The following is a 24,915-nucleotide window of genomic DNA, read 5'->3' on the forward strand; positions in this document are numbered from 1 at the left end:
GAAATCCCTGTATATTAGGCCCCAACAAACCCATTGTTTCATTCCTCTCAACCCCATCAAACATGAGCAATTTTAGCCAACTCAAGGACCTCGTACTGGGCCTGGAAAGCGACTTCGAGAAATTCTATGACAAGAAAAACTCTGCCGCTGGTACGCGCGTTCGGAAGGGCATGCAGGAACTAAAGAACCTAGCGCAGAGCATCCGTACGGAAGTACAGAACGCCAAGAACAGCGCTGCTGCCGCTCCGGCTGCTGATGCTAAGGCTGCTCCCGCTGCTAAGAAGGCTGCTGCTCCTGCTGCTGCCAAGAAAGCCGCTCCAGCTAAGAAGAAGTAAGTTTAAGCTAAACGAATGCTGCGTCCTGCGTAGCGTTTGTAACGCAAAAGGCCCTGCCGAATACCGGCAGGGCCTTTTTTATGACAGCTGCTGCTGTTGAGCTATACTAGCTTAATTAGGAAATAATTCCGCCTCCCTTTCTGAGCGACATAATACTTGTCTAGCAAAAGTGGAATATCGGAAGCTAGTTGGTCAACGGTAACCTTCACGCGGTTCAAGATCACGCCGCCGCCTTGAATCATTCTTTTTGCTTCACCTTTTGAAGGGAAGATAACAGAATTAGAGGTTTCACTGAGCAGCGTTACCACGTTTAGATTCGTAAGCGAAGTACGAGGTATTTCTGCCTGTGGTACACCAGCAAACACATCTAGCAAGGTCTGCTCGTCGAGGCTACTCAGATCGCCACCGCCAAACAATACTTGTGAAGCAGCCAGTGCCGCTTCGTAGGCTTCCTCGGAGTGCACCCGAATCGTCACGTCTTTGGCTAGCGCCTTCTGAAGCGTCCGTAAATGCGGAGCTTGTGCATGTTCGGCTTCCAAGGCCTCGATTTCTTGCTGCGAAAGCAGCGTGAATACTCGAATCAGGCGCGGAACGTCGGCGTCGGTGGCGTTAAGGAAAAACTGGTAGAACTGATACGGCGAGGTCATGGTAGGGTCGAGCCACACGTTGCCACCTTCTGTCTTACCAAATTTCGAGCCGTCGGCCTTGGTGATGAGCGGCGTCGTAAGGGCGTAGGCACGCGCTTCACTGCCAGCCAAGCGCCGAATCAGTTCGGTGCCGGTGGTGATGTTGCCCCACTGATCGGAGCCGCCCATTTGCAGCGTGCAGTTGAGGGTGCGGTAGAGGTGGAGGAAGTCGTAGCCCTGTAGCAGTTGGTAGCTAAACTCGGTGAACGAGAGGCCGTCGGCGCGCTGCTCGGTGCCATCGGCATCGGTACCTAAGCGCCGCTTCACCGAGTCTTTGGCCATCATATAGTTTACGGTGATATGCTTACCTACCTCGCGCAGAAACTCTAGGAAGTTGAACTTCTTGAACCAGTCGTAGTTGTTGACGACCACCGCCGCCGTGGGTCCGGGCGTGAAGTCCAGAAACTTCTCGAGTTGCGCCTTGATGCCCTCTTGATTGCGCCGCAGCGTATCCTCGTCCAGCAGATTCCGCTCGGCTGATTTGCCCGTTGGGTCGCCAATCATACCAGTAGCGCCACCTACCAGGGCTACCGGCCGATGCCCAGCCCGCTGCAAGTGCACCAGCAACATAATAGTAGCCAAGCTGCCAATGTGCAGCGACACGCCAGTGGGGTCGAAGCCGATATAGCCCGAAACGGGCTGTTGGGCCGTTAAGTGTTCGGCGGTGCCGGGCATGGCATCGTGGAGCATTCCACGCCAGCGGAGTTCGGAAAGTAAATCCAACGTCAGTTCGGTATTAAGAAGTAGGAACTAAGATGAAAGAAGAGGGTGGCAGCACCGACCAGACCAGGATTGTTCGGCGCGCCACTCAATTCTCGTTAAGCAGTCCGCAAAGGTAAGAGGCAGGCCGTACCTTTGTGGTCGAAGAATTAGTAGTAGCGCACACTCTAGTTCTTAATTGCTTCATCTTACTTCCTGCTTCAATTGACTCTTTCCGCCGACGAGGTCCTCAAGCAACTCCAGCAGCGGCAGTTTGCGCCCGTTTATTTCCTGCAAGGCGAGGAGCCTTATTTCATTGACTTGGTAGCCGACATGCTAGAAAAAAGCGTGTTGCAGGAGCACGAGAAAGGGTTCAACCAAGTGGTACTCTACGGCAAGGATGCCGATGTAGCCACCATCTTGGGGCAAGCCAAGCGCTTCCCCATGATGGCCGAACGGTCGGTGGTGCTAGTAAAAGAGGCGCAGGCTATAGTGGATTTGGAGGCCGAAAAATCGTGGCCGTTTTTGGAGGCATACCTGAAAAATCCTCTGCAAAGCACTGTGCTGGTGTTTTGCTACAAGCACAAAGTGCTGGACGCGCGCAAGAAGCTAGGCAAGTTGCTCACAGGCGACAAGAAGGAGCCTAGCCCGGCCGGCACGGTACTCATGACCAGCAAAAAGCTCTACGACAACCAAGTGGCGGGCTGGCTCACGGGCTACGTCCGTAGCAAGCAGCGCAACATCACGCCGCAGGCTACGGCTATGCTCTCCGAATATATAGGAGCGGAGCTTGGGCGCCTGACCAATGAGGTCGACAAGATGGTGCTTAACCTAGCGCCCAACCAGCCTATCGACGAGGACTTGGTGCAGCGTATGGTGGGCATTAGCAAGGAGTACAACATCTTCGAACTGCAAAGCGCCCTTATCCGCCGCGACGTGCTGAAGGCCAACCGCATCTTACTTTATTTCGAAGCTAACCCGAAGGCCAATCCGCTCATCCCGAATCTAACGCTGCTCTTCAACTATTTCTCGCGGCTACTAGCGTTGCACCAACTGCCTAATCCCACCGAAGCCGATTGGAACCGTTTGAATTTGCGTAGCGCCTTTGCCCGCAAGGATTACCAGACCGGCCTCAAGGTATTTCCCTTCGAGCGGACCCGTGCTATTGTGCACCTCATCCGCCGCGCCGACGCGCAAAGCAAAGGTATTGACAGTGGTTCGATGACGGACGGGGAGATTATGCGGGAGCTTGTATGGCTAATATTGCATCCTGTGCCGCTACAAGCTGTGATAGGAGGGTAAATTAACTATCAATACAAGGTGTTGACTAGTAGATTGTTGCAATTTATTGAGTGTCAGCGACGAAAAACGCGTGCAGTTGAAGCCTAAAAAATATCCGATTTATACTAGTCACAGCTAAAGCGAACATTACCTTTTTATAGGCTTTTATCGCATTTATGTTTGTGATGCCAAACTATAGCATCTACTATTATGCAGTTAATCCAACCTATTTCTAGCCTCGCTCCAGTTGCAATCCAAGCATCATCGCTTCCACTTGTAGCACTGGCCCTACTGCTTACCAAGACCGGGGTTTCTACTGTTGCGAGTCCGCAGATGCCCCAGTTGGGATTGGCAGCTTAAGCTGTAGGTTATGCTGTGTGCTTGTTGCTGAAATAGTACAGCTTCAGCTAGCACCTGCATACAGCGCTTTGATACGGCTATAGCGTATCAAACAAGCAAGGTTGGTTGCTCGCGATAAATGATCTGGTATGTTTATTGCAAAAGCCTCGGTAAAACCATATGATGACCGAGACCGAAGTAGCATTCCGTGCCGCCTTGCACGAAGAAAAATTCTCTACGGCTGCCGTTTTACTGTCGCAGCTAGTAGAAGCGCATTACGAGCAGAACTCTCATTTAACGCCTGTTCAGATTTTGCGCCTGCAAATAGGCTGTCAACAGCTTTTGGTGCAGCGTCCTGAAGTGGGAGCCGCAGCTTTGATTCAGGCTGCTTATAGCTACCTTCCCTCTAATTCAGCGGGAAATTTCTAGTACACTCTGTGTTGTAAGTAACTCATGGGTAATGGAAGCCAACTAACCATTTGTTGGCCTCTACTAGTGTGCTAAGATTTATCTTTCTTGGTATGCCGCTTTAGCTTTTGCTGTTTTAGTGCACGTTCGGGGATTTGCGCCGCCAAGAGCCACGTTACGGCTTCACCTTCTTGTTCGAAATACTCATAGATCGGTAGAGGCTGGCGTAGGCTGTATTCGTTGCCGACAGCAGTTGTATCCAGCCTAGTGAACATGTCGCGGGAGAGGATAATAGCTCCGTAGAAATAGCCAGCCTGCACAGCGCGCGGAAGCCAGTCTATTGACACCCATGCGGATATAGCGACGCTCAGGGTGCCCCGGCCGTTTTGGTGAAATAGTATCTTACGCCATTGCCGATGCTGCAAGGCTAGTAGCACCTCTTCCAACAGCCCCTTAATACTTTCATCGGATGGGTAACCGTCTTGCCAGTCAAGACGGAGGTAGTTACCTGTTTTGTTTTCGCTCAAACTGCCTGCTGCATTCTCGAAAATAATCATCCGTCACTGTTGGTTAACCTTCTCGCTTGGGCTACTAGTAATAGCGTTCTATGGTTGGTGTATTCTTCTATAAAGCCGTTATTTTATCCTTACGCCCTATTCCGACGTAGAGAAGAACTTAGGTAAATCATTGTTTGGCCGAACGTGTGCCCGCTTTGTGCAGCGGAACTCCTCAGTTGTAGTTCAGGTTTATAGCTGACGTAGGTAGTTCGACAAACAAGTAGTTGTCTAGTTTCTTCTTGATATGCATCACCTCATCTATAGCAGCACTGCCACTTATCCGTTTTCTGATACTGAACTACAGGATTTACTTGCCAAGGCTCGTTCGCGCAACGAACAGTATGGGGTTACAGGTGTGCTGCTTTATCATGAGGGGCAATTCATGCAACTCTTAGAAGGAGAAGTGGATGCCGTACATGCGCTGTACAGCAAAATTGAGCAAGATTCTCGTCACACAAGTATTTTCAAGTTAGCTGACAAGCCGATTAGTGCGCGCAGCTTTGCTGAATGGGCTATGGCGTTTCAGCCGGTTGAAGCCGATGCATTTGCAGAGGTTGAGGGGTATCAGCCGCCAGCCACCTTGAATCCGGCCCCGCAAGGCCTGAGCGCTGCCGATGTGATGCTGTTGAAGCTGATGCACCAGTATATGCTTCCACCAGAAAAGTAAGTGGACTTGCTAGGCCGGATTTCCCTTAATCACACAGGGTAGGCAGTTCTGGCTGACGGGCAAACTGAAACAGTGTAGTGAGCTGCGACGCCGTTACCCGATCAACAGATAAGGATAAGCCAGCAATTTCTTCTTCCCGAAACCAACTCCCGCCCGCAGTTTCGGGAGTTTCGGTGAGTAGTGTGCCACCCGTGATTTCGCAGAGCACAAATGCCTTGTACACGTACCAGGGCTGGGGCGGGTGTGGATGGTTCTTTTTGTCGAATAACGCCAGCAGGCGACGGGCCAGTACGTGGTAGCCCGTTTCTTCGTGGGCTTCCTTTACGGCTACTTCAAAGGGCGTATAGCCCACGTCGGCCCAGCCACCCGGCAACGACCAATTGTTGGCGTCCACCTTTTCCTGCACCAGCAAGATTTCCTCGGTGCCCCGAAACAGTACGGCCCGCACATCCACTTTAGGCGTCTGGTAACCGGTTTCGGAAGCAAACAGCCGCGTGAGCTTCTCTAGTGGCTCGTCATTGGCAGACAGTTCCTGCAGTAGCTGCACGCTGATAGCGCGAATCTCTTCGTACCGTTCGACGTCGTAGGCGTTTTGCGTGTAGGCGAGGCCCGCTTGCGCCAGGGCTTGCAGGCGTTGAGCATGGTGGAGAAGTGTTGTAGCAGTCATGGGCTGGCTAGTTAGGAGCAAGGCCGCAAGTTAGAAGCTGGCAGGTTTGGTAGGGGTAACTTTCTATCTTGGCGACGTACAGACAAAATACTGTCGTTTTTGAGTGTTCATCGAAAGCCAATCATCCACTACATGCAACTTCTCAATATTATTGCCATATCCCCGCAAGAAACCTTTCTTGTTGGCCACCTCGAAGGCCCTGTGAAGCCTGGCCCGTGGGAATTGCAAGTGAATGGCGAAACTATAGCTACGCTGGACGTAACGGGCGAAGCGCAGATTGAGGCGGGTCGCAAGGGCAAACTAGCGCCCCCGCGGGTGTTGGTGTGCCGCGGGCCCGTGGATAAGAGCCGCATCGATTTTACCCGTGACGAGGTAACTCTGATGCGTAAGGAATAAGGAGTCGAAGCATCGCTTTCATCTGCTTTTGCCATTCGTCTCGTACCAGTCGATAATAAGCTCATGCTCGCCGGCGAATTGTTAAACAATAAACTGTGGAGCTACATTAGATTTACACCAAACCGACCTATTATGGCGTTACGCTAGCGAAAAGGCCTTTCTGGCGGCAACCCGGCCGAACTTTTCGCTACTTTTGGCTATTCCGGCCCAACAGGCCGCTTCCCGTAACGCCGAGCAATGAAGTTTATACCCCGGATTGCGCTGGCCGCCACCCTCAGCGCCACTGCCCCGCTAGCCGCCCAGGCTCAGCAAACTCAGGTGTTCGCCAACGACGAGCGCCACTTTCAAGAAGGCCTCGAACTCTTCGACCGGGGCAAGTATGGCGCCGCTCAGCAGGCTTTTCAGCGCTACACCGAGCTTACCCAACGCCGCAGCGGCGAGTTAGCCGCTGGTCGTACTATCGACGCGGAATATTATTATGCCGTGGCTGGCCTGTACTTGTTTCATCCCGATGCCGAGGATAGAATTCTTGCTTTTGCTGCTCAGAACCCGGCCCATCCCAAGGCCGCTGTAGCTTTTTTCGAGCTAGGAAAATTCTACTTCGACAAGAAAGATTACGCCAATGCCACCGATTATCTGCAGCGAGTAGGCGCCGACAACCTCTCGGGCGAGCAGCGCGCCGAATCCGAGTTCAAGCTTGGCTACAGCTATTTCGCTCAGAAAGAGTTTGACAAGGCCAAACTGCAGTTCGACCGCAACAAGCAGGGGCAGCACGAGTTTCGCTACGCTAGTTCCTACTACGCTGGTTACCTGGCCTACCGTGCCGGCGACTTCGCGGGGGCCCGGAAGGATTTGGCTGTGGCCGAGCAAAACGATGCCTACCAACCAGTGGTGCCGGCCGTCATGAGCCAGATCTACTACAAGGAAGGCGACTTCGACGGCCTGATTGACTACGGCACCAAAGCCCTGGCCCAAACTCCGCCTCCGCAAAGCGCCGACGAAATTCAACTGCTGGTAGGCGATGCGTATTATCAGAAGAAAGATTTCAAAACCGCTGCCACGTATTTCAACAAGTATGCAGCTGGGCGCAAGAAGATAGAGCCGGCGGTGCAATACAAAATCGGGTACGCCAACTATAAGCAAGGCGACTTCAAGGGCGCTATTGGCAGCCTGAAGAACGTAGCTGCCCGCCGCGACTCGCTGGGGCAAAACGCGGCCTACCACTTGGGGTTGAGTTATCTGCAAACCAACCAGAAACAACTCGCCTCGAACTCGTTCGACGCGGCCCGTAAGCTCGGCTACGACCGCACCATCAGTGAAAATGCCGCGCTGAAGTACGCCCAGATTCAATACGAGCTAGGCAATACGCCCGAAGTAATAGCGGCCCTCAAAGACTTCAACAAGAAGTTTCCCCGCTCGAAAAACCAGGCAGTTGCCGATGATATCCTGAGCGAGAGTTTCCTTAATTCGTCGGACTACGCGCAGGCCCTCAATTACCTCGACAACCTCGACGACCGGAGCTCCAAGTTGAACGCCACTTACCAGCGCGTCGCGTACTTGCAAGCGGCTACGCTCTACAACAACGCCCGCTACTCCGATGCCCTGCCGTTGCTCGACAAGAGTCTGAAGTACCCCGAGGACGACGCGTTGCGCGCCGCCGCCCAGGTGTTGAAAGGCGAAATCTACAGCGTTGGGCAGCAGTACCAGCCTGCTATTACGGCCTACACTGCCGCCGCCCGCGCAGCCCGGCAGGGTGGCGTAACTGCCAGCGAAAAAGACTTCGAACAGAAAGCGCGGTACGGCCTTGGCTACGCCTACTACAACACTCAGCAGTACGACCGGGCCCGGCCGCAGTTTCAGGCTTGGCTCAACGACCCGGTTGCCAAGCCCGCCGACCCCAACTACTACGACGTAACGCTGCGCTTAGCCGATACCTACTACGTAGCTAAAAATTACCAGCAGGCCCTCGACCTCTACAACAAAGTAATTGCGGCCAACGCCTCCGATAAAGATTACGCCTACTACCAAAAAAGCGTGACCCTCGGGTTGATGGGCCGTCGCGACGAAGCTACTAGCACCCTGAGCACCCTGCTGAAAACTACACCCAACTCGCGCTACGCCGACGATGCCGTGTACCAGCAGGCCCAACTCGACTACGAGGCCGGTAACTTCCAGCAAGCCGCCGATGGCTTCAGCAAGCTGATTACCAACCGGCCCAACTCCACCCTGATGCCGCAGGCGTTGCAGAAGCGAGGTGTAGCCTATGCCAACCTGGAGCAGCACGAAAAGGCTGTGGCGGATTTCAAGCAAGTGCTAAGTGCTTACCCCCGCACCAAGGCGGCGAGTAGCGCCATCTACAACTTGCAGGAGAGTTTGTCGGCCCTTGGGCGTACCGAAGAGTTCGACCAGTATCTGGCCCAATTCAAGCAGCAGAACCCCGATAACAAGGCTACGGAGAGTGTGGAATTTGAAGCAGCCAAGTCCTTGTACCTAGCTGAGAAATACGCACAAGCAATTCCTCGTCTGGAGTCTTACTTGAAGCAGTACCCCGACAATACGCTGGCTGCTGATGGCCGTTATTTCCTAGCCGATGCGTTGTTGAAAACCGGCAAGAAAACCGAGGCGCTACCCAAGCTGAAAGCAGTAGTAGAAGAAGGAAAGTCTGAGTTTGTGAACCGCGCCGTGGGCCGGGTGGCGGAGCTGGAGTTTGAAAACAAGAACTATTCCGAAGCCATCAAGTACTACAGCCGCCTGCGCGAAGTGTCGCAAAACAAGCGCGAAGTGGCTAACGCAGGGTTGGGGTTGATGAAGAGCTACTACGAGAGTGCCGACTACGAAGGCACCCGCCGGGTAGCCACAGAGTTGCAAACGCAGGCTGCCTCGCCAGCTGCCACCAACGCCGCGCTCCTCTACCTAGGCAAAGCCAGCTTCAAAGCCGGCAACCTCGACCAAGCTATAACCGAGCTCAACACCGCGGCCACCACAGCCGCGGCCGACGAAAATGGAGCCGAGGCGCTCTACCTAGTGGCCGATATCTTGTATCAGCAGAAGAAGTACCCGGAGGCGCTAGATGCCGCCTACAAAACCAACGCCTCCAACTACGAACTGTGGCAAGGCCGGGGCTTCCTGCTGATTGCCGACATCTACGCTGCGCAGGGCGAAACTTTCCAGGCCCGGGCCACACTCAATTCCATCATCGACAACAAATTCCCGGTGGCGGAAATCATAGACGGTGCCAAGCAACGCCTTGCCGCATTGCCCACCGAAACCCCGGCTGCCGGTGGTACCAAGGCACCAGCCAAGACCACTCCAGCCAAGCCCGGTACCACCAAAACTTCGCCTGCTACCAAAGGCAAAGCTGCAAGTCGTAGTTCTCTAGTGCCCTCCACCGAAGTGCCCACCGACACAACAACTAATCGGACCGATGGGCCCGTTGGGCAAGAGGAATAGGAGTAGAGTGCTTGCTTTTTTTAAGAAAATAAACAGCTGAATACTACATGCTTGCTGCGGTTTGTTTGAACCGGTGCCTGCACTGAATTTAAAATTCCAACTATGACGTTTACCCCGTCGAAACTACTGGCGCTGGCCGGCTTGCTAACCACCGTACCGGTGGTGGTGCAGGCGCAAACCACGCGTCCTACTAACCGCGGCAAGATCGAAGAAGCTGAAATCGAGATTGTAAAGGAACGGGTGAACCAGCTGCCCGAAGCTGCTCGCAACTTCGAAAAAATCAAAGTGGAAGCACCTGGTAAAACGGGCACCAAGGTGAACTACACCTATCCAGATTTTCGGTTGCCTGCCGACCTGCTCAACCCTTCGGTGCGCGTGCTCACTATCCGGCAGGAAGAGCCAGCCCTGCAGACTGGCAACTACGTGAAGGCCGGGGTTGGCAACTACGCCACCTTTCTTGGTCGGGTGCACCTGCACAACACCCGTAGCAATTCGGCTTCGTATGGTCTCGACTTAAACCATCTGGCTTCGGGCCGCGGCCCGGTTGATAAAGACAATTCCGGCCAAAGCCGCACCAGCTTCGACCTGCATGGCGAGACATATAGCGGCACTACGGCCCTCGGGGGAAAGCTAGAGCTAGGGCGCGAGCGGTACAACTTCTACGGCTACAACCGCAACGTAGCCGTGCTGCCCGAAGCCGATAATCTAAAGCAAACGTTCACCCGGGTTGGCGCGAAAGTGTACGCCCGCAACCGCGCCGCCGATGCTCAGTTCCAGTACGATCTTGGGGTAGGCTACCGCCACTGGAACGACCGGTTCAAGGCCAAGGAAAACAACATCTACGCCGAGTTGCGCTCCGCCTACGTGCTCAGCGAAACCAGCCGCGTGACCGTTAATGGCGACTTTTCTTATATTTCGTTCGAGGATTCGCTGAAGTACAGTCGGCCTTACTTCCAGATAACACCGGCCTTTGAAGCCAACCTGAATCGGCTGGCGGTATCGGTGGGCGCTACGCTTGGCTACACCGGAGACACCATCCGGCAGGCCCAGCAGCTCAATGTGTATCCGGCCATTCGTTTGGCTTACACCGTCACGGAAGACAAGTTTGTGGCTTTCGCGGGCTTGGGAGGTGCTGTGCAGCGTGTAACAATGTATGACCTCACCACCGAAAATCCTTGGCTGGCCCCCAACCAGCGCGTATCGGACACCCGCCGCGGCCCCACGCTGTTCGTCGGCTTCAATGCCACCCCGGTCCGTTCCTTGGAAGTGAATGCCCGCGTAACGCTCAGCAACGACCGCACCTTGTATTTCTATGAAAACGCGGGGTATATAGTACCGGGCGTAATTGGTGGCCTGTATCGTGGTGATTCAACCAAATTCAATTTGGTGTATGACAAGAAAGCCACCCAGCTATTCAACGCGCATGGGGAAGTTATTTACAACGCCGCCGAAAAAACTCGGGTAGGCTTGAAGCTTGATTACAACGGCTACAACGTGAAAACGCTGGCTCAGCCGTACCACCGGCCGGCTTTCCAGTCGGTATTGTTTGCCACGCATAACTTGTACGACAAGTTGCTACTAGGAGCGGAGTTGTACACCTACAGTTCAAGCTACGGCACTAGCTACGACATGGGCACGGCCGCTGTCGGATACCGCAAAGTGCCACGCCGTACCGATTCGGTGGTGGACCTGAACCTGCGCGGTGATTACCGGATTATGGAAAAACTGTCCATCTTTGCTATGGGTAACAACCTGATTGGCGGTCAGTATGAACGGTTCTTGAACTATCCAGTGAAAGGAGCTAACGTGCTGCTCGGCGCGACATACGACTTCTAAGATTAATACACAGCTGACAGTGCCTGCTGCCTGAATACACAATTGGTAACCCGGTTTTATCTAGTCAAACAGCAAGCACACCAACTTCGTGTTAAGCCCCATTAACCAAACCCACTACACCTTGCCGCTATCCACTCATATCCGCACCCTGCTCCGGGACCATGACTGTGTCATTATTCCTGATTTTGGCGGCCTGATTGCCGACTACGCACCCGCCCGGATTCATCCGGTGCGGCATACGCTGGCCCCCCCAGCCAAACGCGTTGCATTCAACCAGTCGCTGACCCGCAACGATGGCTTGCTGGTGGATGCGCTAAGTGCAAAGCTCAACCTAAGCACGGCCCAGGCGCGCCAGATGGTGCGCGAAGCCGTAGCGCGGATGCAGCAAGAACTAGAAACCAGTCAGCGCACCGAATTGCCAGGTATTGGGGTATTCCGGCGGTCGGTAGGCCGAGGGCTGGAGTTCGAGTATAATGGTACAGATAATCTGCTCAATGCCAGCTTCGGTTTGCCCGAACTAGTAGCCCGTCCGGTGCGCGCTACCGACGCTATGCACTCACGTGAACGGCAGCCAGCCATGCCGCAACTATCGGTGGGTCGTTCTGTGCGTGTTACCCGCTTGCTCCAAGGGGCGCTGGCAGTTGTGATGGTGGGATTGGTGTTCTCGGCCAACTACATGTTCGCCGACCAGCAGGGCTATTTGCCGGATGCGTTGCGGATAGAAGAGCAAAAGCCACAACAGCAGATTCGTGCTCAGCAGCCCGTGGCGCAAGTGGCGCCCGCAGTTAGCCAGCAGCAAGCCGCCCTAGCTACCGCCGACAACTTTGCGGCGGCCCAACCGGTAGAAAAACCCGCTGCCAAACCCGCAGTAGTTGCCAACGTTAAGCCGGCAGTAGCACCCAAAGCAGTGGCACCTAAAACTGCTACGCCTGCAGTTGCCGCAAGTGGCTGGCAGAAGGCTACCCCCAAACCGGTAAAAGCAAATGCTCCTACCAAGCCTGCTACCAAAGCTCCTGGTTGGGAAAAAGCCGCTGCTGCCAATGCAACTGCCAGCACGACCGCCACGACTGTTAAAAGCCGCACGGGCCGTTACTATGTTATTGCTGGCTCTTATACCACTATGATTAATGCCGAAAAAGGCCGTCAGGCATTGGTTCGGTTAGGCCACCCGGCGCGCGTTATCACTCCGCCCGCTGGCAGTCGCCAGTATAAGCTTTCCGTTGCCGATTTCGCCGACCGCACCTCCGCTGATCGGCAAGCCTCTATTCTGCGCAAGCGGATGGGGAATACTCTTTGGGTTCTTAACTACTAGCATGACGCTTTTGCTTTCCCTGCTGCTTCAGATGCAAGTTGGCAGTGCTCCCGCAGCAGGTGCTGCCGCCGCTGATTCTTCCGCTACTGCGGCCAATGCCTCGGCCAATGCGGCCGCTTCCGACCTTTCCTTAATTGACTTGATTGTAAAGGGCGGCGGCATCATGATTCCGCTCTTTCTGTTGTCGTTTGTGTCGCTCTACATCATTATTGAGCGCTACATCACCATCCGAAAGGCCGCGGCAGTGCCCGAGTCGTTTATGCCGGGTATTCGCAACCTGATGGTGAAGGGCGACTTGCAAGGTGCCAAAATGCTTTGTGCCCAGACGGCCACTCCACTGGCCCGCATGATCGAAAAGGGTATCCGCCGCATTGGCTTGCCCCTAAAAGACATCGAGGCTAGCGTTGAGAACGTAGGCAAAGTGGAAATTGCCCGCCTCGAAAAAAATATTAGCATACTCGGTATTATTGCCGGTATCGCGCCCATGTTGGGTTTCGTGGGGACCATTATCGGGGTAATCAAAATATTCTACGCCATCAGCGCCACCGGTGATTTTGGTATTGCCCAAATCTCGGGTGGTTTGTACACCAAGATGGTGACTTCCGCTACTGGTCTTATCGTGGGTATAATTGCCCACATTGGGTATCACTGGCTTAGCATTATGGTGGAGCGCCTCGTGTTCCGCATGGAAAACTCGGCCATCGAGTTTATGGACATCCTTCAGGACAACTAACGTTGAGGTAACTGAGCAGCGGAGGAACTGAGTAATTGGTTGCTTCCGTTTACAAGCCTTCCTCAGTTACTCTGCTACCCCGCTACTCCAATGAATTTAAGCCGGCGCCGTAAGCTTTCCTCGCACGTCGAAACCAGCTCGATGAACGACATCATGTTCTTCCTGATGCTGTTCTTCCTGATTGTGTCGACGATGGTGAACCCCAACGTTATCAAGCTGCTGCTGCCCAACGCGAAAAGCAGCAAGCAGGTGATGAAGCAGCCCATAACCGTGTCGGTAGATGCGGCCGGGGCGGTATTTGTGAACAAGAAGCCTACTTCTGCCGAAGGCCTGGAGACTGAATTGAAAAGCTTGATTGCCGACCAGCAACTGGATCTGCCTACGGTGGTGCTGCGCGTCGATGCTTCGCAGAACGTGCAGAAGCTGGTGGATATTTTGGAAATCGGCAACCGCCTCAAGATTAAAATGGTGATGGCCACGCAAGCGCAGCAAGCGTCTGGTAAGTAAGTTTCTCTGTTTTTCGCTTGCCGATAGTGGTTGGTATCTCGTTTGTTGAATAGAGAATAGAAGCAGTATCTCGTCAGCAAGCGAAGAACAACTTGAAAAGCGAAAACAAGCAACGAAGTCAAGCATGGAATACCGCGAAGAACACCGAAAAGAAGCCATTATCGGGACGGTGCTGTTGCACGCGCTGCTAGCGGCCGTGTTCTTCTTCACCGTGTTCAAAGGGCCCGATCCGCCCCTCGACGCCTTGGGTGGCGACGGAGTAGAGTTGAACTACGGCATTGATGAGGCGGGTTCGGGCGACGTGCAAAGTATGGCCATTGCCAATAACTCTCGCAACCGCGAAGACAGTCGCCCGCCCGCATCCAGCCCCGACCCCAAGCCGACCCCGCCTCAGCCAACTACTCCAGCATCACCGCCCGCACCGCAACAGGCCGCACAGGAGCGCATTATCACCAGCGACGCCGAGGAAAGCCCCGTTACGGCGCCACCCGTGACCAAGCCCGCCCCCGTGAAAGTGGAGCGCACCGAGCCAACCCCGGTTAAAGAAGAGGTGCGCGAAGCGCCCAAGCCCGTTGAGCGTCCTCGCACGCTCTACACGCCCAAAGGCAGCGCTAATGGGGGTGGCAACGGTGTGAATGGCACCAGCAACGCGCCCACCGGCAACAACAACGGCGACCGGCCCGGCTCCGTCGGCGACCAAGGCGACCCGAATGGTTCGCTTGACGCCAAGGCACTGTATGGCCAACCCGGTAGCGGCGGCAGCGGCAGTAGCCCTGGTTCCGGCGGCCTTGAAATGAGCGGCTGGGCCTTCGTAAACCGCCCTAGCGCCCCAGCACTCGATAACAACTCGGGCTTCGTACGTTTTCGCATCAAGGTGAACGCCGACGGCGAAGTGGAAGCCGTGACGAAAGTATCTGGCAACGTGTCGGCAGCGCAAGAGAAAGTATGCCGCGACGCACTGGAAAACGCGGAGTTCCGCCGCACGAACTCGGCAGCAGGCGGTGGCTCCGGTTTCTATACCTTCAGGTTCACCGTACGCTAATCAGCGCATAGAATAGTTTAAGGCCGCCGGTCGGATTTCTCCGGCCGGCGGCTTTGCTTTGTAGGCTGGTAGCTAACCTTGTTATTTCTGGCCGCTATTAATCAGTTTCTTCGCTATGAATTACGCTGAAACCCTCGAATACCTCTACAGCCAACTACCCATCTTTCAGCGAGTTGGCGCGGCAGGCTACAAGCCCGGATTGGAGACCACCGAGAAGCTAGCCGAAGCCACCGGGCATCCCGACCGGAAGTTTCCTAGTGTACATGTAGCAGGTACCAACGGCAAAGGCAGCAGCTCTAATCTGCTGGCGGCGGTGTTGCAGGCGGCCGGCTATAAAGTGGGGCTGTACACGTCGCCCCATTTGCGTGAGTTCACGGAGCGAATCAAGGTGAACGGACAGGACCTGACACCTGAGTATCTGGTAGCTTGGGTAGCGCAATGGCGGCCTATGTTTGAGCAATTGCAGCCGTCTTTTTTCGAGATGTGCGTAGCCTTGGCGTTTTCGTATTTCGCCGAGCAGCAAGTGGACGTGGCAGTGGTGGAGGTAGGCTTGGGTGGGCGGCTGGATTCCACCAACATCATCACCCCGCTGGTTTCTCTTATCACCAATATCAGCTTCGACCACCAGAACCTGTTGGGCAACACGCTGCCGCTGATTGCCGCCGAAAAAGCCGGTATCATCAAGCCCAGCATTCCGGCTATCATCAGCCAAACGCAGCCGGAAGTGCAGGCGGTGTTCGAGCAGAAAGCTGCAACTGAGCACGCGCCGTTGCTTTTTGCCGACCAGCACTACACCACCACGCTGGAAGCGCAGCCCGCGCCCGACCAGGAGTTTCAGGTTTTGTCTGTTTCATACGACGGGCAACCGCTACTGCAGCACCTGGAGCTAGGCTTGGTAGGAGACTATCAGCAACTGAACCTGCCGGGGGTGCTGGCCGTGCTGGATGAGCTGCGCCGCCAAGGGTTTGTGGTGCCGGAAGCAGCAGTGCGCGAAGGCTTACGAAACGTGCGCCAGCTTACCGGCTTCCGCGGCCGGTGGACCATCCTGGGCCGCCGCCCGCTGGTGGTATGCGACACGGGCCACAATGAAGCCGGGTTGCGCTTGGTAATAGCCCAACTTGCACGGCTGCCTCGGCGGCAATTGCATTTCGTGTTGGGCGTGGTCAACGACAAGGATGTGTCGAAGATGCTCGAACTGCTGCCAACGGATGCTACCTATTACTTCTGTCAAGCGGCCATTCCGCGGGCAATGGCGGCAACGGAGCTAGCTACCTTAGCCGCCGCCGCAGGCCTGCATGGAGAAGTGTACGGACCGGTTGCCGCCGCTGTAGCCGCCGCCCGTGCCGCCGCTAGTCCCGAGGATGTGGTATTCATTGGCGGCAGTACCTTTGTAGTGGCTGAAATAGAAGGCCTGTAGCTCGGATTTCGTTGTTTGCTTTCATTGGCTTGTCTCGAACCAGACGAAAAGGCGGCCGCTTGAAAACGCAACGAAAACTGGATACACCATCAACCAACAACAAATTCAGTGAGTCGAATTAAGCTAAAGCGTTTCGCGGAAAACGCAGAACGAGCAGATATTGTAGAGCCCGGCAAACCTGCCTACGAACAACTAAGTGGCCGGTGGCACCAAGAGTTCTTTCGGAACAACCAGGCTATTACGCTGGAAGTAGGCTGCGGGAAGGGCGAGTATACCGTGGGACTCGCGTCCCGGTATCCGGAGCGTAATTTCTTGGGCCTCGATATTAAAGGGGACCGAATTTGGCGGGGTAGTACTCGCGCCGAAGCGTTAGGGCTAACCAACGTGGGTTTTATCCGCACCCGGGCCCTGGACTTGCCGAAGCACTTCGCGCCCGGTGAACTCAGTGAAATCTGGATAACCTTCCCCGACCCGCGCCCCCGCGACCGGGACATCAAGCGCCGGCTCACGGCGCCGCGCTACCTCGACCTGTATCAGCAGCTTCTGCAACCCGGAGGACTGGTACACCTCAAAACCGACAACGAAGGCTTGTTCGACTACACGCTCGAAATTCTGCAACAACGGCCCGGCGTCACGATTCTAGCCTTCACCAAGGATCTTTATGCCACCCCCGAGCTGCTGCCGCACGCCGAGGACATTGAAACCAACTTCGAGAGTAAGTACCGGTCGCAGGGGGTGCCTATTAAGTACGTGCAGTTTAAATTGACGTGAAGCTTTACGAATGGTGAGGTAGTAGACTTCTGCTCTTACCCGTGAAAATTCATAGCCGACGCATCATCTCTTCCATTCACTGACCAGGCGTATGCAGTCACTTTCCGTTCTAGAAACCGCCCATTTGCTACCGGTGCTCGACCAGCACCTGATTGCCTTGTTGCGCTCTTTGGCACCAGCTGATTGGGAGCGACAAACGGTGGCCCCGAAGTGGCGCGTGCGTGATGTAGCCCTGCACTTACTGGATGGCTCCCTGCGTACCTTGTCGATACTGCGGGACGGGCATTTTGGTGGACCGGGGCCAGCCAGCCCGGCCTATGCCGATGTTGTGCGCTATCTCAACCAGCTGAACGAGGAGTGGGTAGCCGTGGGGCAGCGGCTGAGCCCGCAGATTATTACGTGGCTACTAGAAGTTAGCGGACCGGCCTATAACACCTACATGGCTTCGTTGCCGCCGATGGAGCCGGCGGTATTTTCCGTGGCTTGGGCTGGGGAGGAACAATCGCCGAACTGGTTTCACGTGGCCCGTGATTATACCGAGAAGTGGCATCATCAGCAGCAAATCCGGCAGGCAGTAGGGCAGGAGGCCCCGCTTATGGCGCCGGAATTGTACCACCCGTTTCTAAGTACTTGCGTGCGGGCCTTGCCGCATCATTATCGGGCGGTTGCCGCTGAGCCCGGTACGGTGCTACAGTTTACTGTAACCGGCCCTAGCGGCGACACCTGGTATCTAAGGCGACAAGCCACTACCTGGGAGCTAGGCACTCACTACGTGGGGCAAGTAGCCGCCACCGTCGTGCTGGATGGCACCGTCGCCTGGCGACTGTTCACGAAGAGTTTGCCGCGTACCTTGGCGGAAGCCCACGTAGAGGTCAGCGCCGAGCAATATCTGATAGAGCCAATTTATAGTATGATTACCATAATGGGGTAGCCGAAGCCTCTAAAAGGACTTCGCGCTTCCAATTCTGAAGGTCGGCTTCTTTAGAAGCTAAGCTTCCAGTTCTTCAAACACCGCTTCCATCTCCGAAAAGTCGCGGAGGCCGGGTTTGATTTCGTCGCCACCTTCTAGCACAATGCCAGCGGGACGGACGGTTTCAACGAACTGGCGAATAGAGTTGCCGGTGCTGGTCGCGAAATCGGCGCCGAGCCACATAGGATAGGTGCGGGCCTGCTGAGTGAGGTGGGTGAGTTGCTTGGGCGAAAGCGGCTGTGGCGGGGCTTGAGCCAGCACGAAGCCCGACGTGTGGGCTTGCTGGTCGCGGAAGCGAGTGTCCACATCTTCGGGCAGCATGTCGGGAATCCAGCGGATAAGCTTGAGGACAGGCAAGCTAAACTTCGACAGCTCGTCGGGAGTGCGGCGGCGGTGAAGCAAAATGCCTTGCAGGTTGCAGCGCTGCGCCAACTCATTGATGGCAGCAGCAGGCAAAGTATCGAACTCGCCGAGCAAGTCCACGCCGGCTATCCAGCCACTGATTTCCTGTACGGCTTCGGGCGTGAGGTATCCTGGAAGGGAGGGGTCGAGGAGAAAGCTAAGTCGGTCGGCTCCCATGCCGGCGCAGTAGCGCGCATCGGAGAGGTTGTTGATGCCGCGCACCAGCACGGACGTAAGCAAGGACATACGCAGAAAAGTTGGGTCGGCGGCAACAAGTAGCTCCCGCTTGGCGAAGCGCAAAAGTAACTATTCCTACTCAGTCGCAACGTTGTGTTGGCGGTTTGTGGGAGCCAGAGGAAACCCCAAACGGGCGCCATGTGTTATCTTTGCCACGTGGCCGCGGACCTTGACTCCACGGGCGCTATTATTTATGACGCAATTTGCATCTCCCACGCCGCCCGTTACTAAGGGCCGCGTCCTCGTCGCGATGAGCGGCGGTATTGATTCATCGGTAGCGGCCGTGCTCCTGCACGAGCAAGGCTACGAAGTGGTCGGGATGACCATGAAAACCTGGGACTACGCTTCGGCAGGAGGCTCGAAAAAAGAAACCGGCTGCTGCTCGCTCGACAGCATCAACGATGCCCGCCAGATTGCCGTGGACCTAGGCTTTCCGCACTACATCATTGATATTCGGGACGAGTTCGGCGACTTTGTCATTTCCAACTTCACCGACGAATACTTGGCTGGCCGCACGCCTAATCCGTGCGTGCTCTGCAATACCCACATCAAATGGGACGCGTTGCTGCGCCGGGCCGACCAGCTGGGCTGCGAATTCATTGCCACTGGCCACTACGCCAACGTGCGCTTTGAAGACGGCCGCTACGTGGTTAGCAAAGGTCTCGACGAAAACAAAGACCAAAGCTATGCGCTCTGGGGCGTGAGCCAGGAGAGCTTGAGCCGCACGCTGTTCCCACTAGGGGGCATGCGCAAAACCGAAATCTACGATGAGGCGCGCCGCCGCGGCTTCACCGAACTCGTGAACAAGCCCGAGAGCTACGAAATCTGCTTTATCCCCGACAACGACTACCGCGGCTTCCTGCGGCGCCGGGTACCGGGATTGGAAGAGCGAGTGGCGGGCGGCCGGTTTGTGTTGCGCGACGGTACGTTTGTGGGCACGCACGAGGGCTATCCGTTCTACACCATCGGGCAGCGCAAAGGCCTGGGTGTGGCCCTAGGTTTCCCGGTTTACGTAACCGAAATCCGGCCTGATACCAACGAGGTAGTGCTCGGCAATTTCGACGATTTGGCTAGCAGCCGCACGGTGGTGGGGCAGTTGAACATGGGCAAATACGCCTCGTTGGAAGGCCGCGGGTTGGTACCAAGTACCACTAAAATCCGCTACAACCACGATGGCGCCCCGGCTTTCCTGGAGCAGATTGGCGACAAAATCTACGTCTACTTCGAGGAGCCCGTACACGCCGTGACTCCTGGGCAGGCAGCCGTGTTCTACGACGGCCAGGATGTGTTGGGCGGCGGCTGGATTGAGCGGCATACTATTGGCGAAACTCCCGTATCTTCGGCCGTTATTGCCACGCTATAATCCTAGTTTTTATGTTGCGCTATCAGTTGGTAGAAGGTTGGTATTCGTCGCGTAGCTGGTTTGCTGCGGCTTTGTTGGCAGTAGCCGTAGGGGGTTGCAAAAACGAATCGGTAACGATAGTGCCTGCCGATACCAACTACTACCCACTGGCGGTAGGCGACTTCCGGATCTACAACGTAACCGACACCATTTGGACGCGCAACGTGAAATCGTACAACCGGTTCCAGTTTCGGGAGCGGGTGGCCGAGGAATATGTGGACGCAACCGGCCGTCAGTCGTTCCGGGTGATTCGGTCGCGCCGCAGCGTGGCTACTGACCCATGGGTGGACGATAGTGTGTTGGTGGTAAGTCCGGCGGCGGGCAACGTACTGGTTACGCGCAACAACGTACGCCGGGTGGAGCTGATATTTCCGGTTCGGGAAGGTTTCTGGAATGCCAATGCCTTCAACAACATGAACGACATCAAACAGGAAAATCTGCGCTACACCAATATCGAGAAGCCTTTCACAGCTACTTCAGGCAGCAGCGTAGTTACCTATCCCAAAACGCTAACCACTTCCACGCCCGACGAAAAGGAAGACCCTACCTACATCAACGCCTTTTACTACCTCCGAGTACGGCAGGTGTATGCGCTAGGAGAGGGGCCGGTATTTCGTAGCCGCCGCCGGTTCATTTATACTGAGCCCGGCACAGCCGATCTGCCTGTGCCGGGTGTAATTTACAGAGGCATAACGCGCACTGAGGTGCTAGTGGAGAAAGGCCGATAGCAGCAGAAACAGCACAAAACCCCACCACCTAAATAGTAGGTGGTGGGGTTTGTGTTTTAGGGCAGGTGGGCGTGAGCAGTAGACCTAATTATGTTCAAGCCGGTTGGTAGGAGGTGGCCCCGCACCGTCCAAGCGGGTAGACTCAAGCAAGAAATAGTGCTGCGCTATCGTCGTCAGATTCAGGCGCGATACTACACCCGGCTTGGTACTAAATCCGTATCTTCCGGCAGGTCTTCAACCGGTCCATTGTATGCGGCTTCTTTCTTTTATTTCACTTGCCGGGCTGCTTATGGCCACGGCCTTACCGCCGGTTTTGGCGCAAAGCAATCCGAGTGGTACTACCGCCATAGTACGGAAGCATTTAGTGTATTTTCGGGACAAAGCAGGCACGCCTTTCTCCGTAAGCCAGCCCCAAGCGTTTCTTTCGGCGCGGGCTATTGCGCGCCGCACCCGGCAGAGCATCCCCGTGCTGCCCCGCGACTTGCCCGTGACTCCCAGCTACGTTACGCAAGTGAAGGCCGTGCCGGGCGCAACCGTCTGGTATACCTCGCGCTGGTTTAATGCCGTGGTGGTGAATTGCGATTCTGCCACGCTAGCCACAATCCAAGCCCTGCCTTTTGTGCGCAGCACCCAAACCGTGAACCGTACAACGGCCGCTGCTCCACCGCCCAAACACACTGAGGTGCCCGCCGAAACCAACCAGCAGCGGCCTTCGGCCAACCCAGTATATGGCACCGCGTATCAGCAGGCCAATATGATTGGGGCCGTGACCATGCACAATGCCGGTTTTCGGGGCGAAGGCATGCAAATTGCCGTGTTCGACGACGGGTTTCCGGGCGTGAATCAGTCGGCGCCGTTTGCTTCGTTGCGCACGGATGGCCGCATTGCCGACGCCTACAACTTCGTAGACCGTAACGCCAATGTGTACGTGCGCGACAGCCACGGTGCCCACACACTTTCCACGCTCGCGGCCAATCAAACGGGTGTTTTCATCGGCACTGCTCCCAAGGCCACCTACCGGCTTTACATAACGGAGGAGTATGAAAAAGAAAACCCAATTGAAGAAGTGAATTGGTTGGTGGCCGCTGAGCGAGCCGACTCCGCGGGTGTTGATATTATTAGTTCGTCGCTGGGGTACAACACCTTCGATATCCCGTATGCCAACTACTCGTACGCTAACTTGAACGGCCGTACGGCTATTTCCACGCGGGCTGCTACTGTTGCGGCTCGGGTGGGTATGATAGTCGTTAATTCAATAGGTAATGATGGTCAGCGTCCTGGCCCTAGCCTGTTGGCGCCATCGGATGCAGATTCTATTCTAACGGCTGGCGCTGTCGATTCCTTGCGCAACTATGCGGCCCTCAGTTCCAAAGGGCCAAGCGCCGATAACCGTATAAAGCCCAACCTAGCAACGCAGGGCTTGCAAGCGGCCATAGTAGGGGTAAATGGGCAACCGGGGCGCGGCAACGGTACTTCGTATTCCTGCCCTATTCTAGCGGGCATGGTGGCAGGCTTCTGGCAGGCGAATCCCACGCTTACGGCGCAACAGGTTATCAACTTTTTGCAGCGCTCTGGCTCGCAGTTTACTACCCCCGACAACTTGCGAGGCTACGGCATCCCCAATTTTGTGCTGGCTTACAACCTAGCCAACCCAGGCATGCCGTTAGCAACCAACAGCCGAGCTACATCCAACAACCACCTCAGCGTGTACCCTAATCCGACGAACGGTGACGAGTTGTACTTGCAGCTAACGCCGGCTTTCCGGGCGTTGCCGCTCCAAGTGCGTTTATATGATGCACGCGGCGCTTTGGTGGCTCAGCATCTGGTTCCTGCTACTGCTGCTTCGGAAGTACGCCTGCCTACTGCTTCCCTTGCCAAGGGCGTTTACAACTGCGACGTGCAAGCCGGCGCGAAAGTGCAGCGTAGTGTGCGGTTTGTGCGGCAATAGTTCTGTTTTCGTTGAAAGTCGCTTAGCAGATGCTAAACCTAAACGGATAACATTGATAACTATATTAGTATAAGGCGAAAAATATTAGTATCTTGTCCAGGAATTCAACGAGGTGAATTCTACTCTTTTTTAACTCGGGTTTTTAGCCCAAAACACTAGTAGCATGCTACAAATGATGATTTCGAAGCGCCTGGGGCGTCGCCAGTTTCACTTTACCGTTCAAGGGGCCAACCTCCACGAGGTGGTAACCGAATACGAGCGGCTTAGCTTTCCCGATGTAGCCAAGTGCGGCATCTGTGGTTCCGATAACCTCGACCTGACGGCCCGCGTGGCGCAGGATAAATTCAAATATACCTCGCTTCGCTGCTTGGATTGCCGCGCCGACGTTACGTTCGGTAAGCGCCAGGAAGACGACCAAACCTACTTCCTCCGCAAGACCGAGGATGGTAAACTCGATTGGAAAGCTTGGAGCAAAGAAGAAGTAAACAGCAAGTAGGCGTATAAATAACGCGCTGAATAAAAAAAAGGCAGGTGCTGACGGAAACGTACAGCACCTGCCTTTTTTCTGTGGGGCGTGTCCTGTCTTAGCTATTTCTGCATGCACACGCTATTCTCTACGTTGGCGTACTGCCCATAATTTGGGATACGCTTATAGCCGCTTTTTTCGTAAAGCCGGATGGCTTCGGGTTGTTTCTTACCGGTTTCCAGCACGTAGCCGGAGTAGTGCAGTTCTTGTGCCCAGCGTTCCAATTCGCCTAATACTGCCTGCGCAACTCCCTGGCCTCGATTGGCAGGCAGCACAAACATGCGTTTTATCTCCACTAGCTTCTCGCTGAATTCCTTGAACGCCCCGCACCCCACTGGCTCACCATTCCGATAAGCTACTACCGCGTGTTTTATCAAATCAATCTTGTTGAACTGAGCATAGAAGGTATGCTCGGCGCCATCGCGTATTCGCAAATCTGCATCGAGAAGCTGTACTAATCCTTTAAAGTCGAGGTCGTCAGAGGTGGTTCGAGTTAAGTGTAACATGGAAAAGGTGAAATGTAGGGTTGAGGCTGTGTTAAGCTTTGCAATGCGCACAGCAGGCTAGCTAAAGCCTGTTTCAATACCTTGAAGCTAAGAACAGAGCATAGTGAGGTGAGAGTAAGCTTGGAGTACCCGCAAAACTAGGCAGTGTATTGATGCACATCAATGTTATTTTTGGGACTTTTAATGCAATAGCTGCATCAATGAATCTAGATCAGGTCCGCTACTTTCTACGCTTAGCCGATAAGCTTCACTTCTGGCAAACGGCTGAACACCTCAACATCACGCAGTCGTCGCTGAGCCGCCACATTCAGAGTCTGGAAAGTGAGGTGGGTTTTCGCCTGTTCGAGCGGAACCAGCGCTCCGTGCGCCTGACGGCGGCCGGGCAATTGATGCAACAGGAGTGGCAGCGGTTGCTGCCCGAGGTGGAAGCGGTGCAACGACACGCGCAGCAGATTAGCGCGGGTGAAGTTGGTAGTTTGCGCATTGGGCACATTGGGGCGGTAGCTTACGCCTGGTTGCCCAAACTGCTCAAGGCCTTTACAGCGCGCTATCCACTGGTGCAGGTCGAGCTAATCGAAGTAATTGCCACCGAGTCGGAGCAGCGCCTGCTAACCTACCAAGTGGACTTGGGGGTGTGGCGGCATCCGGCGGAAAGCCCGGCTTTGGCCTCCGAGCAGCTTTTCCTGGAGCCATTGGCTCTAGTAGTACCCGAGCATCATTGGAGCAAAGAGGAAACGTTTACATCCCTGGCTGACCTGCGAGAAGAGCGGTTTGTGTTGCCGGCCCTCAACGGTGACTCGCCTTACGTGCGGGCTCTCGGGCAGTTGTTTGCCAAGTACGGTTTTCAGCCGCAGCTCACCATTGCCTCCGACTTCGGGGCCACCATTTTAAATTTAGTAGCGGCTGGCTTGGGTATATCGGTGCTGCCAATGTCCTACGCCGGGAGCCCAATGCAAGGGCTCCGATTTATAGAATTACCCCATCAAGCACCGGTATTTATGGTGTGGCGGCACGATGATCGGTCGGCAGTGCTTCAACATTTACTCACCGAGGCCCGGCAGTTGAAGGGTGTGCCGTACCGAGCTGCTTGAGC

23 protein-coding genes and 1 pseudogene are annotated in these 24,915 nt (G+C 55.2%); 19 read left to right on the plus strand and 5 right to left on the minus strand.

Annotated features, from left to right (window positions below; all coding sequences use genetic code 11):
• Positions 1–62: 62 nt before the first annotated feature.
• A pseudogene (locus P1X16_RS31320) lies at positions 63–233 on the plus strand (histone H1); the annotation flags it as partial.
• A gap of 203 nt (positions 234–436) precedes the next feature.
• Here P1X16_RS31320 and tyrS read toward each other — a convergent pair.
• Entirely contained in the window at positions 437–1,711 is a 1,275-nt protein-coding gene (tyrS, locus tag P1X16_RS08945) for a tyrosine--tRNA ligase (RefSeq protein ID WP_277227647.1), read from the minus strand.
• Between the two features lie 234 nt (positions 1,712–1,945).
• On the opposite strand from tyrS, the gene holA reads away from it, so the two are divergent.
• Positions 1,946–3,022 carry a DNA polymerase III subunit delta gene (holA, locus tag P1X16_RS08950; protein ID WP_277227650.1) on the plus strand — a complete coding sequence of 359 codons (1,077 nt, stop codon included), beginning with the start codon at positions 1,946–1,948 and terminating at the stop codon, positions 3,020–3,022.
• 498 nt (positions 3,023–3,520) lie between these two features.
• Positions 3,521–3,769 (plus strand): hypothetical protein, encoded by a 249-nt coding sequence (locus P1X16_RS08955; RefSeq protein ID WP_277227652.1) that lies wholly within the window; start codon positions 3,521–3,523, stop codon positions 3,767–3,769.
• A gap of 71 nt (positions 3,770–3,840) precedes the next feature.
• On the opposite strand, the gene P1X16_RS08960 is transcribed toward P1X16_RS08955, so the two are convergent.
• Positions 3,841–4,305, minus strand: a complete 465-nt coding sequence (locus P1X16_RS08960) for a hypothetical protein (protein WP_277227654.1) — start codon at positions 4,303–4,305, stop codon at positions 3,841–3,843.
• A 244-nt stretch (positions 4,306–4,549) separates the two neighbouring features.
• Between P1X16_RS08960 and P1X16_RS08965 the strand changes: the two genes are divergently transcribed.
• Positions 4,550–4,972, plus strand: coding sequence for a BLUF domain-containing protein (locus tag P1X16_RS08965; protein WP_277227657.1), 423 nt, complete (start codon positions 4,550–4,552; stop codon positions 4,970–4,972).
• A 25-nt stretch (positions 4,973–4,997) separates the two neighbouring features.
• On the opposite strand, the gene P1X16_RS08970 is transcribed toward P1X16_RS08965, so the two are convergent.
• A complete protein-coding gene (locus P1X16_RS08970) occupies positions 4,998–5,639 on the minus strand; it encodes an NUDIX hydrolase (protein WP_277227660.1) in 642 nt (213 codons plus the stop codon).
• Between the two features lie 132 nt (positions 5,640–5,771).
• On the opposite strand from P1X16_RS08970, the gene P1X16_RS08975 reads away from it, so the two are divergent.
• From P1X16_RS08975 to P1X16_RS09020, 10 genes are all read left to right on the plus strand, one after another.
• Positions 5,772–6,035: a hypothetical protein gene (locus P1X16_RS08975; protein WP_277227663.1), complete on the plus strand. Its 264-nt coding sequence runs from the start codon at positions 5,772–5,774 to the stop codon at positions 6,033–6,035.
• 237 nt (positions 6,036–6,272) lie between these two features.
• Complete coding sequence (locus tag P1X16_RS08980) at positions 6,273–9,485, plus strand: tetratricopeptide repeat protein (protein WP_277227666.1); 3,213 nt, start codon at positions 6,273–6,275, stop codon at positions 9,483–9,485.
• Between the two features lie 102 nt (positions 9,486–9,587).
• Positions 9,588–11,321 carry a hypothetical protein gene (locus P1X16_RS08985; RefSeq protein ID WP_277227669.1) on the plus strand — a complete coding sequence of 578 codons (1,734 nt, stop codon included), beginning with the start codon at positions 9,588–9,590 and terminating at the stop codon, positions 11,319–11,321.
• A gap of 88 nt (positions 11,322–11,409) precedes the next feature.
• Entirely contained in the window at positions 11,410–12,633 is a 1,224-nt protein-coding gene (locus tag P1X16_RS08990; protein WP_277227672.1) for an SPOR domain-containing protein, read from the plus strand.
• Position 12,634: 1 nt separating this feature from the next.
• Positions 12,635–13,366: a MotA/TolQ/ExbB proton channel family protein gene (locus tag P1X16_RS08995; RefSeq protein WP_277227675.1), complete on the plus strand. Its 732-nt coding sequence runs from the start codon at positions 12,635–12,637 to the stop codon at positions 13,364–13,366.
• A 90-nt stretch (positions 13,367–13,456) separates the two neighbouring features.
• Positions 13,457–13,873 (plus strand): biopolymer transporter ExbD, encoded by a 417-nt coding sequence (locus tag P1X16_RS09000; RefSeq protein WP_277227678.1) that lies wholly within the window; start codon positions 13,457–13,459, stop codon positions 13,871–13,873.
• A 124-nt stretch (positions 13,874–13,997) separates the two neighbouring features.
• Positions 13,998–14,915: a hypothetical protein gene (locus tag P1X16_RS09005; protein ID WP_277227681.1), complete on the plus strand. Its 918-nt coding sequence runs from the start codon at positions 13,998–14,000 to the stop codon at positions 14,913–14,915.
• Between the two features lie 115 nt (positions 14,916–15,030).
• The gene (locus tag P1X16_RS09010) at positions 15,031–16,332 is read left to right on the plus strand and encodes a folylpolyglutamate synthase/dihydrofolate synthase family protein (RefSeq protein ID WP_277227683.1); all 1,302 of its coding nucleotides are present in this window, start codon (positions 15,031–15,033) and stop codon (positions 16,330–16,332) included.
• A gap of 108 nt (positions 16,333–16,440) precedes the next feature.
• Entirely contained in the window at positions 16,441–17,103 is a 663-nt protein-coding gene (gene trmB / locus P1X16_RS09015; protein ID WP_277227686.1) for a tRNA (guanosine(46)-N7)-methyltransferase TrmB, read from the plus strand.
• 91 nt (positions 17,104–17,194) lie between these two features.
• A complete protein-coding gene (locus P1X16_RS09020; protein WP_277227688.1) occupies positions 17,195–18,034 on the plus strand; it encodes a maleylpyruvate isomerase family mycothiol-dependent enzyme in 840 nt (279 codons plus the stop codon).
• A 57-nt stretch (positions 18,035–18,091) separates the two neighbouring features.
• On the opposite strand, the gene P1X16_RS09025 is transcribed toward P1X16_RS09020, so the two are convergent.
• Positions 18,092–18,775: a hypothetical protein gene (locus P1X16_RS09025; protein ID WP_277227691.1), complete on the minus strand. Its 684-nt coding sequence runs from the start codon at positions 18,773–18,775 to the stop codon at positions 18,092–18,094.
• Positions 18,776–18,905: 130 nt separating this feature from the next.
• On the opposite strand from P1X16_RS09025, the gene mnmA reads away from it, so the two are divergent.
• From mnmA to P1X16_RS09045, 4 genes are all read left to right on the plus strand, one after another.
• Positions 18,906–20,075 carry a tRNA 2-thiouridine(34) synthase MnmA gene (gene mnmA / locus P1X16_RS09030; RefSeq protein WP_277227694.1) on the plus strand — a complete coding sequence of 390 codons (1,170 nt, stop codon included), beginning with the start codon at positions 18,906–18,908 and terminating at the stop codon, positions 20,073–20,075.
• Positions 20,076–20,086: 11 nt separating this feature from the next.
• On the plus strand, positions 20,087–20,842 hold the full coding sequence (locus tag P1X16_RS09035; RefSeq protein WP_277227697.1) for a hypothetical protein: 756 nt from the start codon (positions 20,087–20,089) through the stop codon (positions 20,840–20,842).
• 250 nt (positions 20,843–21,092) lie between these two features.
• Positions 21,093–22,790 carry a S8 family serine peptidase gene (locus P1X16_RS09040; RefSeq protein WP_277227699.1) on the plus strand — a complete coding sequence of 566 codons (1,698 nt, stop codon included), beginning with the start codon at positions 21,093–21,095 and terminating at the stop codon, positions 22,788–22,790.
• A gap of 172 nt (positions 22,791–22,962) precedes the next feature.
• The gene (locus P1X16_RS09045; RefSeq protein WP_277227702.1) at positions 22,963–23,286 is read left to right on the plus strand and encodes a hypothetical protein; all 324 of its coding nucleotides are present in this window, start codon (positions 22,963–22,965) and stop codon (positions 23,284–23,286) included.
• Positions 23,287–23,378: 92 nt separating this feature from the next.
• Here P1X16_RS09045 and P1X16_RS09050 read toward each other — a convergent pair whose 3' ends face one another.
• Positions 23,379–23,822 (minus strand): GNAT family N-acetyltransferase, encoded by a 444-nt coding sequence (locus tag P1X16_RS09050; RefSeq protein ID WP_277227705.1) that lies wholly within the window; start codon positions 23,820–23,822, stop codon positions 23,379–23,381.
• Positions 23,823–24,022: 200 nt separating this feature from the next.
• On the opposite strand from P1X16_RS09050, the gene P1X16_RS09055 reads away from it, so the two are divergent.
• Positions 24,023–24,913, plus strand: a complete 891-nt coding sequence (locus tag P1X16_RS09055) for a LysR substrate-binding domain-containing protein (RefSeq protein WP_277227708.1) — start codon at positions 24,023–24,025, stop codon at positions 24,911–24,913.
• Positions 24,914–24,915 lie beyond the last annotated feature (2 nt).

Source organism: Hymenobacter sp. YC55 (genome assembly GCF_029433095.1).
GTDB lineage: Bacteria > Bacteroidota > Bacteroidia > Cytophagales > Hymenobacteraceae > Hymenobacter.

Coding starts and splice junctions, on each gene's coding strand:
- tyrS (WP_277227647.1), bottom strand. CDS start 1,711: ATGCTCCACGATGCCATGCCCGGCACCGCCGAACACTTAACGGCCCAA.
- P1X16_RS08955 (WP_277227652.1), top strand. CDS start 3,521: ATGATGACCGAGACCGAAGTAGCATTCCGTGCCGCCTTGCACGAAGAA.
- P1X16_RS08960 (WP_277227654.1), bottom strand. CDS start 4,305: ATGATTATTTTCGAGAATGCAGCAGGCAGTTTGAGCGAAAACAAAACA.
- P1X16_RS08965 (WP_277227657.1), top strand. CDS start 4,550: ATGCATCACCTCATCTATAGCAGCACTGCCACTTATCCGTTTTCTGAT.
- P1X16_RS08970 (WP_277227660.1), bottom strand. CDS start 5,639: ATGACTGCTACAACACTTCTCCACCATGCTCAACGCCTGCAAGCCCTG.
- P1X16_RS08975 (WP_277227663.1), top strand. CDS start 5,772: ATGCAACTTCTCAATATTATTGCCATATCCCCGCAAGAAACCTTTCTT.
- P1X16_RS08980 (WP_277227666.1), top strand. CDS start 6,273: ATGAAGTTTATACCCCGGATTGCGCTGGCCGCCACCCTCAGCGCCACT.
- P1X16_RS08985 (WP_277227669.1), top strand. CDS start 9,588: ATGACGTTTACCCCGTCGAAACTACTGGCGCTGGCCGGCTTGCTAACC.
- P1X16_RS08995 (WP_277227675.1), top strand. CDS start 12,635: ATGACGCTTTTGCTTTCCCTGCTGCTTCAGATGCAAGTTGGCAGTGCT.
- P1X16_RS09000 (WP_277227678.1), top strand. CDS start 13,457: ATGAATTTAAGCCGGCGCCGTAAGCTTTCCTCGCACGTCGAAACCAGC.
- P1X16_RS09005 (WP_277227681.1), top strand. CDS start 13,998: ATGGAATACCGCGAAGAACACCGAAAAGAAGCCATTATCGGGACGGTG.
- P1X16_RS09010 (WP_277227683.1), top strand. CDS start 15,031: ATGAATTACGCTGAAACCCTCGAATACCTCTACAGCCAACTACCCATC.
- P1X16_RS09020 (WP_277227688.1), top strand. CDS start 17,195: ATGCAGTCACTTTCCGTTCTAGAAACCGCCCATTTGCTACCGGTGCTC.
- mnmA (WP_277227694.1), top strand. CDS start 18,906: ATGACGCAATTTGCATCTCCCACGCCGCCCGTTACTAAGGGCCGCGTC.
- P1X16_RS09035 (WP_277227697.1), top strand. CDS start 20,087: ATGTTGCGCTATCAGTTGGTAGAAGGTTGGTATTCGTCGCGTAGCTGG.
- P1X16_RS09040 (WP_277227699.1), top strand. CDS start 21,093: ATGCGGCTTCTTTCTTTTATTTCACTTGCCGGGCTGCTTATGGCCACG.
- P1X16_RS09045 (WP_277227702.1), top strand. CDS start 22,963: ATGATGATTTCGAAGCGCCTGGGGCGTCGCCAGTTTCACTTTACCGTT.
- P1X16_RS09050 (WP_277227705.1), bottom strand. CDS start 23,822: ATGTTACACTTAACTCGAACCACCTCTGACGACCTCGACTTTAAAGGA.
- P1X16_RS09055 (WP_277227708.1), top strand. CDS start 24,023: ATGAATCTAGATCAGGTCCGCTACTTTCTACGCTTAGCCGATAAGCTT.